Source organism: Fontibacillus phaseoli (genome assembly GCF_003337355.1).
GTDB lineage: Bacteria > Bacillota > Bacilli > Paenibacillales > Paenibacillaceae > Fontibacillus > Fontibacillus phaseoli.
Genome location: NZ_QPJW01000001.1, coordinates 1276205 through 1288125 on the forward strand (window position 1 = coordinate 1276205; position 11921 = coordinate 1288125).

An 11921-nucleotide genomic window follows, 5' to 3' on the forward strand; every position below is an offset into this window, starting at 1 on the left:
AAAATAAGATTACCAGTATACGCCAAACTTGAAATCGGTATTTTATCATATCCATTCTCCTATGTAATTTTTTCATTAGCTTGACCAGAAGGCTAGAATTCATTCGAACATTTAGAATAACAAGTAACATTTGGAAAGTGCATCGCTCACGAGTGTAGTCAGACAGCATAATTTTACGATGAATTCAGGACTCCCGAGTTTCGCCGGCCCGGTTTCCGATGCATGGGCTATGAGAATCTGTACGGTCGGATCGCAAAACAAAAAAACTACGGCGCCGAGTTCGGCACCGCAGTTTAATTATCAACCATACTATTGGATTTGCTTCATGTACGCTTTGAATTCCTCGGCGATTTCTTTGAATTTCGTATGATGCAGGTAATGTGAACCTTCCATCGGGATCATTTTGCCCTGTGCAGATTGTTTGACTTGCTCTTCATGCAGCGGAATCCACTGCTCATTGTGCTCGTTATTCGATTGAACGAAGAGAAGCAACGGCAAGTCATTAGGGTAGGTGAGTTGTTCTCCATTTTTGAAATTGGAACCGAGGTGTCTCAACTCATCCATCATCGTTGGATTGCTCGTGACTTGATTCGAAATCAAATTCATCTGTTCTTTGGTATGCTCATCGAATGCAAGCCCCCCATATGGATCTCCGCTCACTTTTTTGAGCAATCTCATCAGACCTGATTCTTGAAGAAACTGCATGGATTTCAAAGGCAATTTGACATCCATGCCGGGTTGATTAGGGACGCTGCTATCGATACCGACAAAAGCGAGAACTTCATCCGGATAGGTGTTCACATAGGAAGCTCCGTAAAGTCCCGCGATGGAATGTCCCATCAGAACGTAACGGTCAATCCCCAGCTGCTGCACAGCTTCGTGAACTTCGCTGACGATATTCTCCGTTGTTCTTTCTTTCTCGGTTTCGTCGCTCAACCCATAACCGAAAGGCTCAATCGCTACGATTTTGTAATTCGGAGATAATTCATCGATCAACAATTTGAAATCAAGCGCAGGCGACGGGGTTCCTTGTCCCGGAAGGAGAACGATAGTCTGCTCGCCACTGCCTTGAATGAGCACATTCATTTTTTTTCCATCCACATTGACATACTGGCCATACGGTTCAATTTTCTTTTTCTCGACCCCGTTACTGATGGCATGAACGACAAACACGATGCCCATGAACAACACAAGCGTCCCGAGAATACCTCCAATTATTTTTAACCATAATTTCCGTTTCTTGCGGTTTTTGGTCCCGTTTCTTTTCATTTCCTCCGTTTTTGTCAAGTTCATCTTCTCCTATCTTTGTATCTGTAGAGCCATCTTGGCTACATATTTAAAGTGTAATCAAGCAAGATGTCCCCTTCGTGACGGCAATATGCACGGAATATGAACAAGCGCAAAAAAGATAGGCGTTACATCATATTTGTTTCGTTCTGTCAGAAGCACACCAACTAATGCCTCCTCAAAATGGATAACTCTATTCTTAACTGACTAATGATAAAAGGTCAATAGCTCCTGTGCCATATTTTCAAGAAGCAACTGGATTACATGATGACAACATTCCATTTTAAAACTTGCCGGTACTTATGTTACGGTTCACCGTAACATCGATAGTGCGAAATGAAGGACACCCTGATTGGGTGTCCTTCACAATCGAACTTGGGGGTATGAGGCCGGGGCCAGACGTTCTATATAGCTTACATCATAGCATTAGTGCTGATCAGCCAACCATTTGGTGCCTTCCTCCTGAGCCTTCTTCATTCCTTCGGAAGCATCTAGTTCACCTAACAGGATACGTTCCACATGCTCTGACAGAATATAGCGCGGTTGACCGGAGCGATATGGATAACGCGGCGTCCACAGCTGGCTCATTTGCTTCAGAATAATATCCATTTGTCCAATCTCCTGCACGGAAGGCCAACCCTCGGCTGCCTTGATGACTGGCATACTTTGCGAACGTTGTTCATCCCACATATATTGCTGGAAGAACTCGCTGCCGCTGAATTTCAACCATTCCCAAGCCAGGTCTTTATTGCTGCTGGATGCTCCGATGGAGAACGGACTTCCGGCGAACATGCCGCCCATACCTGTTGCCTGATTCTTGAACAGCAAGGCTGCCTGATAGCGGTCCTCCAGCCCGAAGTTGGCCAGCGTATTGATGAATCCCGGAGATTCACGCAAATTGATCGCAATGTTGTTCTTCTCCGTCAGGAAATTTTCTGCGCCTTGTCCTGCCATTACGCCCTCTGGCGCATACTTGAGCGCTTCTTTCATCAAATCCATCGATTGCACCATGGTCTCGCTATCGAATTCCAGCTTCATATCCTTCCACAAGAACCCGGTGCCCCATTGTCCACCCAGCGATTCATTAATATTCATTACAGTATCGGCAGCATCCCCGCCCTTGAAGGTCAGACCATAGTTCTGTTCGCCTGTCTTGGGGTTCTTGCCTGTCATCTTGGAGGCTTTCTCCAAGACTTCCTCGATCGTCGGAGACTCGGACAGATATTCCACACCCCAATCATCGAACAACTGACGGTCGTATACAATGACCCGTGCATCGCCGATAAATGGTAGGCCATAAATCTGTAGATCCTGATCCTCCGGTCCCATGGCCTTCCATCCCTCCACCTGTCCAGTCAGATAGCTTCCCAGATCATAGCTGTCTTCATCGATGTAGGGCTGTAACGGCTCCAGCAGCCCTTGCTCGGCAAAAGCGGCAATCCCCGGCACTTGATATACATCGGCTGCTCCTGACTGAAGCATCGTTTGCGTCTTCTCGTTATAGTTATCCCAGCCCATAAGTACAAACTCGACTTCTGTGTCAGGATACTGCTTCTCAAATTCATCCTTCAGCACCTTTACACCCTTGGAGGTTTTGCCTGAGACTGCATCGGTCTTGTCCTCCAGCGAGAAATCGCCCACAAGCTGCACTTTCAGTTTTCCTGACGGCTCATCATTCGTCGCCGCTGCTGCATTACTGGTGCTCTCCGTTGGTGCCGGCTCATTGCTGGTTTTCACTGCCCCGTTCGAGTTACCGTTTGTCCCGCATGCGCTTAGGATCATAGTGGATGCCAGCAGCGTTCCTATCAACTTCAAGGTCAATTTATTAAACATGATTAGCTCTCCCAACTCCAATATATTTTTATAAATTTGCCCTTGCCCGCTTACTATTCCGCCTCTTTAAGTGATCTAGCAATCTCCGGCTATCACTCTCCCTTCAAGCCGCTAAGGGCAATACTGCGAATAATATATTTTTGTAAAAATAGAAACACGATCACGATCGGCAAAATACTCATTGCCGCTGTAGCCATCGTAACCCCCACCAACCGGCTGCCATTCTCTGATGAGAAGCTGGACAGAAATAACGGTACGGTCTTCATAGCCTGATCGTTGATAACGACGAGCGGCCACAGAAAGGAATTCCAGCTGTCCTGGAAGGCCAGAATCGCCAGCGTTGCTGTAATCGGCCCGGTCAGGGGAGCGAAAATACGGATAAAGATTGTGAACTCATTGGCCCCATCAATCTTGGCTGATTCACGTAACCCTTCAGGTAGGCGGTCAAAATACTGCTTCACCAGCACAATGCCAAGCGCATTAATGATCGCCGGAAATATCAGGGGATATTTCGTATTAATCATCCCGAGATCATTGAACATACTGAACATCGGAATCAGTCTGGCCTCGAACGGAATCATCATGGTAGCCAGGACTGCGAAGAACAGTAATTTCTTGCCTCTGAATTCCCCCCTGGAGAAGGCATAGCCGGCCAGCAAGGCCGAAGACACACTGAGTAGGACACTGAACAATGAAATGATGGCTGAATTGGCATAGGTCTTGAACAGAACCCCATTCTCGAATACCAGCTTATAGTTGAATAGGGAAAACTGCTCGGGAATTAGCCGTGGTGGAAACGGAACGGCTATATTGCTGGACCTTTCCAAGCTGACGCTGATCATCCAGAGGAAGGGGTACAGCATCAGTACACCCAATCCAAGCAGGAGCAGGATCAGCAATCCGCTAATCAATTTCCCTTTTCCCGTTGCACTCAACATGGGACAAGTTCCCTCCTTAAATTTTCATCTTCGTGACTTTGGTATTGATATAAGTGAACACAAGAATAAAGAGGAATAGAATATATGACGCCGCAGAGGCCAGGCCATATTCATGACCGCCGAACCCTCTCTCGAATATAAACCCGACAACCGTATGCAAGGACCGCGCCGGACTTCCCTGCAAACCACCGAGCATATAAGCATCGGAGAACCGCTGCAAGCCGCCGATCCAGCCAATGATAAACAGAACCGTCAGACTTCCAACCATATTCGGCAGGGTGATGTACAGCCACTGTTTGAAGCCTGAAGCCCCGTCTATGGAAGCCGCTTCATAGTAGTCGCTTGATATCGCCTGCAAATTGGCCAGATTAATAATGATGACGAAGCCCAGCCAATGCCAGACCGAGAGAATGATCGCACCCCACTTGGCGGAGAGCGGCTGTGACAACCAGACTACCTTCTCGAAGCCCAACAATTGCACCACATAGTTGAGCGGTCCATCCGGATGAAGAAGCGCCAGAAAGACAGTGGCAGCCGCAACAATAGAAGTAACGTTGGGCAGATAGAACAGCACCTTGAAGAAGTTGGAGCCACGACGTAAATTGTTGATCAGACAAGCAATGATGAAGCCGATCGGAATGGCAATCAGAAGCTGGAAGACCGTAATGTAGAGCGTGTTGTACACCGAATACCAGAAGGTGCCGGACTCCAGTACGCTCACGTAATTCTCCAGTCCAACGAATCGCTCATCAGTCCCCTTGGTGAAGCTGAGCCTCAGCGACTCCGCCAGCGGATAGATCATGAACACCGCAATACCAAGCAAGGTGGGTAGCAGAAACAGATACCAGGCAAGCGTAGGCTGCCTCCGGATCCGTTTGTTGCGTTTACGCAGTATGCGTTGGTCTAAGACGCCGAGCGGTGTGGCCTTTGACATGTGGTTTGACAAGGGAATCTTCCTCCTTGCTGTTCATTTCGAAAATTAATCATCTTGTGAAAAGTTAACGCTAACCAGCTTCGGCATCGGGCTGCAATTCTGTGCTTCTGTATGTGGTATCGACAGCGGACAAGCGAATTTGCCGCCACTTCTCTGACTTCCAACGCCGGAGCATGAAGTAAGCTCTAATCCATTCATCTATAATAAAAGCCAGCCAAATGCCGTATATCCCATAACCCCATACGATACCGAACAGATAAGCCGCAGGGACGCTTACTCCCCACATTATGATAAGGCCCATCATGACAGGATATTTCACTTCACCGCTAGCATTCAGCGAGGCAATCATAATGACATTGCAGGCACGGGCAGCTTCCAGCAGGACGGACAGCAGAATCAGGTTGGCAGACATGTTAATGACATGGCTGTCCTCCGTAAACAGACCCATCAATGGCTTGGACATCAGATACAGTAACAGGTTGACCGAGCAGCTAAGGGAAAGCCCGATTTTCAGATGCCGAAGCCCGGTGGTTTTCGCCTGCTCCGACTTTCCGGCTCCTATCAGATGCCCTATCATAATCGAAGTCGCCTGACCGATCGAGACAGATATGAGGAAGATATATCCGGTAAGCGTTTGTGTGTATATCTTGGTGGTGATGGCTGTAGTACCGAGAAGCGTCACGATCATCATAATGACAACCTGGGAAGCAGAATGGGAGAGATTCTCACCGGCTGAGGGAATGCCCAGCTTGAAGATTTCCCGTAAATCGGCAAATCGGAATGAGATGTTCTTAATGCTGAACAGAGTTTGCCCCATCGCACGGATCAATAGGACCACTGCCAACGCCACGCCAACCAGTTTGCTCCCGAAGGTCACCCATGCCACGCCTTCAACCCCATAGGAAGGCAGGCCAAGCGGTTCATACAGCACGATATAATTGCCAACCGTATTGAGAGCAACCATCGTGAAGGACAGCAGAAGCATCCGTTTGACCATGCCGTTCATGCGCAAGGCCATTTCCGCCGTCATAATAAAGGCCGTGGCCATGGAGGCAAGTCCTGTAACCGATAGAAACGCGGTCCCGTACTGCATTAATTCTTCCGGCAAGGAGATGGCGCGCAGGATCGGTCCAGGAAAAAAGAACAACCCTATGCTGGCTATACCGCCGAGCAGCAGATTCGCTAGGATTGCGGTCCGGGCGACACCGGCCGCCTCGGCCCGCTTCCCCGAGCCGTTCAATTGACTCATTATGATTCCGGCCCCTATGGTGGCGAATCCGAACAGCAGATTGACTGTTGCGAGCAATTGCGAGACCGTACCTACGGCGGCAACGGCCAGATCGGAATAGTTGCTAAGCATCAAGGTATCGATGGTGAAGATAACCGTCTGCACCAGTTGGCTCAGAAACAGCGGTCCGGCCAAACCAAGCAGCGTGAGGGGAGCAGGGCTGCTCTTCATTCCCCGCCGTCCTCAGACATAACCGCGAGCAGCACTGCAAATTTCCTCACCTCATAGACAGAAATTGCATCTACGCCCATGTCCATATATTTAAAGAACAAGTCCGGATCATCGGGTAAGGTATAGATCCAAACCTGGAGCCCGTGATGATGTGCCTGCTGAACCAGATAAGGCCGGCAGCTTTCATAATGGAGATTCACACCGCCGAGCTTCGTTTCAGCCGCTCGCCGGCACAGCTCTGCCACTTGCTGCCGATAGCTTGCTTCGTCCAGCTCACAGAATTGCTTCGGCAAGTTCCTCATGACGTGTCTGGAATATTGTGAATTTTCTATCAGCCGCGTGTCCCCGGTGAACCATACCTGGCTCCAGGTAGATGTGGCTGTTATATCAGCTATGGCCGCCACCGCTGCTTCTTCTGTCTTCAGATCCAAATTGAAGGCGACAGGCAGCTGACTGAACCGTGTAAGTACCCGGTTCAGCGTCTCCGGGTTATGCCCTGTCTCCAGCAGCTGCTCATAACTCAACTTATTGACGTAAGGCTCCTCATCATGCTGGAGAACAGCCACCTGATCCTTGGTTGCTCTGACATCCACTTCTAAAATAGGAGCCCCCGCCTTCATTCCGGCTTCACAGGATTCAAGCGAATTGTAGCTCGTTCCCTCACAGCCTGTATGGGCGATCAGCTTCGGATATTGCATTGTTGTTATCCCTCTTTTGCAATTATTCTTCATCCCGCTGCCCGTTTGCGAAATAAATCGCATTGGTGCAGGCCATGGTTGTCAGGATTCCGTCGATTGTGCCGAACAGCCGCACACGCAGCCATCCCAATCCTGCGGTTGTCAGCATAATAGGCAATCCGTCATACCCGCAGGCCGGTACTTTTGCTAGCTCCCCCAAATTGGAATCTACGATGATCAGGGTGCCCTCTTCCGCTCCCCAAGGACGCTCAGGCTGGGCTGAACGTGTAATCTGCACAGTCAGCTCGGCAACAGAATGGGCCTCTCTGATGACTAAAGGAACCTCATCCCCAAGCCCATATTGGTCAGCTCCAAGAGTGAGACTGATCTCCAGAAGCGGCCCCATGCTCAGGCAAATCTGTCCCTGCCTGATTGCGGCAATGATGTCCGTTAACGAATGCGGCAAGGGTGCATCGGGAAGGCCGATGTATGTGTAAGCCGCCAGATTATCAGCCGGATTCGATCTATGCCAATCCCTGCCGGCCGTAGCGGAAATCCGGTACCCTTCGTTGAGTAGCTCGGTCCACTGCCTGAAAGCAGGTACATTATGATTCTTCATGGGAGGCATCGTCTCATGCCAAACCTCCATATAATCAATCTGATTCCAGTCGCTTATGGTGTAATCCCAGTGGCAGCCTGTACAGATCGGACTTCCGAAGCTGTAGGGATGGGCAATGCCTACGATGCCTCCCTGCTCATGAACACGAGCTATGCCTTTATGAATGTCACCCGGACCAAGGTCTCTCCATTCGCAGTAAGGGGCGCCAAGGGTCAGCATATGGCCGTAGAATGTCGTCCATTCCATGCCTGGAATGATAGTAATGCCTGTCTGCTTGCTGACCGCTTCGGCATCAGCCAGTCCCGATACGGTGTTATGGTCTGTAAGCGCGATGCCATCAAGCCCAAGCTCTGCGGCTGCCCGGCACATCTCCAGTAGTGAATGTGTCCCATCACTATGGGGGGTATGGGTATGAAGCTCGAAGGGAAGCCATCTCATCTGCCGGTCCCCCTCACGGATAATTCATAGCGGCAATCTGGTGTAACCACACAATGTACGCTGATCGTTACCTTCCATACTCCGGAGGGGACGTCCCCGGCGATGAACCCCGGAGAGGTCTTGCTCCGATCCGGGCAGATGATGTGCTGCTGCTCTGGAGCATGCCGATGTGCGGAGCCGCGAAAGCCCGTGGGGCTATCGAGAGACAATGTCAACAAATTCTGCAAAGGGTAGAAGTTCTCCCACTGCTTCTTGTGTAATTCCACCCAAGCCGGATCGGAGTAGGTCTCGATAGCTTCTAATATAAGTGGCTGCGATGCTTCCCTGTCTAAAAATGGTTTGGGCGCATACCTGAAATCGATCTCCAGTGCAGACAAGGGTTGTTCCAAATGAACTTGGTAAGTGATATGTGTTTTGGAACTCAGCGGAGTGAGCTTCCCCTCGACCGCGATGATATCTTTATGCATTGTCTGTACCTCTTTCGCTCTGTAATCATCTATATGGTATCGATACCTGAACAACACTAGCATAATCATTGCTTGTTAAATGAACTCCTGCTTTATAGTCGATTTATGTTAAATATGGTCGATTGATTTGCTCGTAATTGATATACAAAAAAAGCAGGTCCGTCAACCTGGACGGACCTGCATGTATCTTGTATGGTGTTTCATATTATATTCTTCGACAGCTTGCCCGCTCCATAATCCGGTGCGGCAAATAGATGTCTCTACATTCGGGCTGACCCCGATCTTCAATTAAGTTGTGCAGATATTCAAGCGAGGTGCGTCCGAGCTCCCGAGCAGGCTGATGCATAGTAGTCAGTATTGGCCTGACGGCACTGGCAATCAGACTGTCATCAAATCCCATGACAGATATATCCTCAGGAACACGGAGTCCAAAATCAAGTATACAGTTCATGGCGCCTACGGCCATATCGTCACTGGCGGCAAAAACAACAGTAGGCCGCTCTCCTTCTCCTTGCTCCAGAATCTCCTGCATCATTAATCGTCCGCTCTCCTGCTTATAGTTGCCGAACCTGATGAAATCGGGATTCAGCGGAATACCGGATTTGTTTAAGGCATCCAAATAACCTTGATAGCGGCTGTGGCCTGAAGTGATATCCTCTAGATCCCCTCCCAGGAAGGCAATCCGGCGATGCCCGAGGCCAATCAGATATTCGGTGGCATCCAGTGCCGCCCGATAGTCATTAATCAGCACAGAGTACCTGCCCGGCAGCGGGGAGCGGACACAAGAAAACAGGATAGGCATAGAAGCGCTTTCTATAAAAGAAAGAATACGTTCGTCCACCTTTTGGTGCATGATAATGATTCCGTCTACCCGCATCTCCTGCACAGTATGCAGATATTTCAATTCCTTATCCAGATTCTCTGCAATATTGCAGACGATCAGATTATAGCCATATTCGCTGGCACTTTCCTCAATACTGCTTAATATCGTTGAACAGAAATAATTCGTAAGATCGGGAACGATGACACCAATCGTATCGGTTTTCTGCTTTTTTAAACTGCGGGCAATCTGGCTTGGGGAGTAGTTCAATTCCTTGATCGCCTGGTTCACCTTATCGAGAATATGTTGGCTGATATATTTTTCTCCATTCAGAACTCTGGACACACTGGTAACAGAGACTCCGGCTCGTTCAGCTACATCTTTAATTCTTGCGCTCATGTACAATCACTCCTTAGCAAAGGCAATGCGGATGAATCATACAGCTGCCACTATTATGAAATAGTTGGCGGCACCTAGTGAATTTACATCATCCATTATACAGACTATTGCGATTCGAAGTGTAAAGCCTGTGTTATTTTCTAATACAACCCATTTTAAATGAGTTGATCATTAACCATGTTTTCTTATAATGGAACTTTTTCAGAATTTAATAGTTGTAGCCGAGTGTATTCGATTTTATAATTCCCACTTTGGTTACCACACTACCAGCTCCAATCACAAAATTGTTGCCGATGGTCACGCCGGGATTAACGATAACATTGCCTCCGATCCACATATTATCTCCGATCGTAGTCGCAATGCCATACTCATATCTTGAGTTTTTTGAATTCTATCCGCTCCTCTCTCATATCTCTATAATCGTAATAAAAAGGCGCGCCCCCATGTCTTGGGGGCTTGCGCCTAGGATGTAACCGTTATTCATTCATCACTTCACCATATCATGTTACGGCTGTTTAAAACAATTCTTGTCCACTGTGGATGGTATTAGATACTTATACTTATCCATGGCTGTTGATAATAACGATCTGCATTCCTTCCTCAAAATGGGGAATATCTTAAAGATGCTGCCAGTATACCGGCTTCTTTAAGATATTATCTTGAGAGTTAATTACTTATTAATCAAGCATCAGATACCAATAAACCGCGATCTCATCACTTTCTTTATCTAGACCTCTGTAAACGTAGGAATCGAACCCACCGATGACAAAACCGCAGCTTTCGTAGAATCTACATGCGCGGACATTATTACTTTGTGTCTCCAGCATGATTCCCGTCATACCGCCATGCTTGGCCCAGCGTTTAGCCTGTTCTATTAATTTGTTACCGATACCGTGTCCTCTATATTGATGGTCAACTTTGATATCTTCCACATAGGCATATTGGTTCCAATTTCTTTTCAAAACCATTTGTCCCACGACTTGATTATTTACGAGCGCTATGTAAATGATTTTATGAGGATTATCGATAGAGATCGAATGATCCTCCACTGTATCTTCTTCAATCGGTTCATCATCATACCTTTTAATTCTAAAAGGTCTCTCCTTCACCGTATACCCGATTCGCTGTCCCTCGAATTGCAAAACAAGGGTAGAGTCTACGATAAAGCTCCCATCAATGTTTATATCATACTCATCGTCCTCAGTTCTCAGTTCTCTGATTAAAATATCCATATCCGTCCTCCTATGGTTTTGTAAGGTGCGAATAGTGATAATTATCCGATGATTTCCAAGCGTAATCGCAGTATAACGATCGATGTGGTCATTGCTCAAACGGTCTCCTGAATACTTGGTTTAACGGATAATACCTCCCATACGTTCATCAGTTGAATTATGGCGGAATTAATTGACTCGTATGGAACATTGTCCCGGGCTTGTATCGAGATTCCTCGCAGAAAGGTGTCAAATAAGGTGACCAGTATGGCAATATCCGCGGAATCTGGTAACTCGCCATTTGCTACGGCCCGGGCTATACAATCTTTCAGCCAATTGCGGACCCTCTCACGCTCCTTGGCGAGCATCTCTCGGATGTGATTATGCTTGGGAGAACAGGATACATCAGACAAAACTATAAGACAGCCTAATGGGTGGGACTTCTCTGTCTGCATTCGTGCCGACCGCCTTAATCCCTGCTCAATGGCTTCCTTCGATGTTATGCTTGTATCCCTGAAACTTTCTGAAACCTGTCCATAGGTAGAGATATAATGGTTCACCGCTTCGCAGAACAGCGATTCTTTGGATTCAAATGCTGCATAAAAACTTGCGGCAGATATGTCTCCCATTGCTGCGCGCAACTGAGCAAGTGAAGTGGATTCGAAGCCATGTTCCCAGAACAGAATCATCGCTGCAACAATCGCTTCGTCTCGATTAAATGATCGGGGGCGTCCCGTTCGTGGCATAAGATGACCTCCTTTAATTCTATACTAATCGATCCATAAATCATTGACAAGCGATTTTGTTGCGCTTAATATATGGAATGATCGATCCATAAA

General features: G+C 47.9%; 11 protein-coding genes and 1 pseudogene. All 12 read right to left on the reverse strand.

Annotated elements, in window-relative coordinates; all coding sequences use genetic code 11:
* Positions 1-309 precede the first annotated feature (309 nt).
* On the reverse strand, positions 310-1293 hold the full coding sequence (locus DFP94_RS06290; protein WP_425459228.1) for an alpha/beta hydrolase: 984 nt from the start codon (positions 1291-1293) through the stop codon (positions 310-312).
* 420 nt (positions 1294-1713) lie between these two features.
* Complete coding sequence (locus DFP94_RS06295) at positions 1714-3120, reverse strand: extracellular solute-binding protein (RefSeq protein ID WP_114495524.1); 1407 nt, start codon at positions 3118-3120, stop codon at positions 1714-1716.
* Positions 3121-3212: 92 nt separating this feature from the next.
* Positions 3213-4058, reverse strand: a complete 846-nt coding sequence (locus DFP94_RS06300; protein ID WP_114495525.1) for a carbohydrate ABC transporter permease — start codon at positions 4056-4058, stop codon at positions 3213-3215.
* A 16-nt stretch (positions 4059-4074) separates the two neighbouring features.
* Positions 4075-5004 (reverse strand): carbohydrate ABC transporter permease, encoded by a 930-nt coding sequence (locus DFP94_RS06305; RefSeq protein WP_245954515.1) that lies wholly within the window; start codon positions 5002-5004, stop codon positions 4075-4077.
* 58 nt (positions 5005-5062) lie between these two features.
* The gene (locus DFP94_RS06310) at positions 5063-6451 is read right to left on the reverse strand and encodes an MATE family efflux transporter (protein ID WP_114495527.1); all 1389 of its coding nucleotides are present in this window, start codon (positions 6449-6451) and stop codon (positions 5063-5065) included.
* On the reverse strand, positions 6448-7149 hold the full coding sequence (locus DFP94_RS06315) for a glycerophosphodiester phosphodiesterase (protein ID WP_181873034.1): 702 nt from the start codon (positions 7147-7149) through the stop codon (positions 6448-6450). Before DFP94_RS06315 ends, DFP94_RS06310 begins: the two co-directional genes overlap by 4 nt.
* A gap of 22 nt (positions 7150-7171) precedes the next feature.
* Positions 7172-8185: a CehA/McbA family metallohydrolase gene (locus DFP94_RS06320; protein ID WP_114495529.1), complete on the reverse strand. Its 1014-nt coding sequence runs from the start codon at positions 8183-8185 to the stop codon at positions 7172-7174.
* Positions 8182-8721, reverse strand: a complete 540-nt coding sequence (locus tag DFP94_RS06325; protein ID WP_245954517.1) for a hypothetical protein — start codon at positions 8719-8721, stop codon at positions 8182-8184. The genes DFP94_RS06320 and DFP94_RS06325 overlap by 4 nt, the downstream gene beginning before the upstream one ends.
* 136 nt (positions 8722-8857) lie before the next feature.
* On the reverse strand, positions 8858-9871 hold the full coding sequence (locus DFP94_RS06330; RefSeq protein WP_114495530.1) for a LacI family DNA-binding transcriptional regulator: 1014 nt from the start codon (positions 9869-9871) through the stop codon (positions 8858-8860).
* A gap of 208 nt (positions 9872-10079) precedes the next feature.
* Positions 10080-10259: pseudogene (locus tag DFP94_RS06335) on the reverse strand (DapH/DapD/GlmU-related protein); the annotation flags it as partial.
* Between the two features lie 289 nt (positions 10260-10548).
* Positions 10549-11103 carry a GNAT family N-acetyltransferase gene (locus tag DFP94_RS06340; RefSeq protein WP_114495531.1) on the reverse strand — a complete coding sequence of 185 codons (555 nt, stop codon included), beginning with the start codon at positions 11101-11103 and terminating at the stop codon, positions 10549-10551.
* A gap of 95 nt (positions 11104-11198) precedes the next feature.
* On the reverse strand, positions 11199-11828 hold the full coding sequence (locus DFP94_RS06345) for a TetR/AcrR family transcriptional regulator (RefSeq protein ID WP_114495532.1): 630 nt from the start codon (positions 11826-11828) through the stop codon (positions 11199-11201).
* Between the last annotated feature and the right edge of the window lie 93 nt (positions 11829-11921).

Excerpts from the sequence above, each read along its gene's own strand:
- DFP94_RS06290 (WP_425459228.1), bottom strand. The coding sequence starts at position 1,293 with ATGAACTTGACAAAAACGGAGGAAATGAAAAGAAACGGGACCAAAAAC.
- DFP94_RS06295 (WP_114495524.1), bottom strand. The coding sequence starts at position 3,120 with ATGTTTAATAAATTGACCTTGAAGTTGATAGGAACGCTGCTGGCATCC.
- DFP94_RS06300 (WP_114495525.1), bottom strand. The coding sequence starts at position 4,058 with ATGTTGAGTGCAACGGGAAAAGGGAAATTGATTAGCGGATTGCTGATC.
- DFP94_RS06310 (WP_114495527.1), bottom strand. The coding sequence starts at position 6,451 with ATGAAGAGCAGCCCTGCTCCCCTCACGCTGCTTGGTTTGGCCGGACCG.
- DFP94_RS06315 (WP_181873034.1), bottom strand. The coding sequence starts at position 7,149 with ATGCAATATCCGAAGCTGATCGCCCATACAGGCTGTGAGGGAACGAGC.
- DFP94_RS06320 (WP_114495529.1), bottom strand. The coding sequence starts at position 8,185 with ATGAGATGGCTTCCCTTCGAGCTTCATACCCATACCCCCCATAGTGAT.
- DFP94_RS06325 (WP_245954517.1), bottom strand. The coding sequence starts at position 8,721 with ATGATTATGCTAGTGTTGTTCAGGTATCGATACCATATAGATGATTAC.
- DFP94_RS06330 (WP_114495530.1), bottom strand. The coding sequence starts at position 9,871 with ATGAGCGCAAGAATTAAAGATGTAGCTGAACGAGCCGGAGTCTCTGTT.
- DFP94_RS06340 (WP_114495531.1), bottom strand. The coding sequence starts at position 11,103 with ATGGATATTTTAATCAGAGAACTGAGAACTGAGGACGATGAGTATGAT.
- DFP94_RS06345 (WP_114495532.1), bottom strand. The coding sequence starts at position 11,828 with ATGCCACGAACGGGACGCCCCCGATCATTTAATCGAGACGAAGCGATT.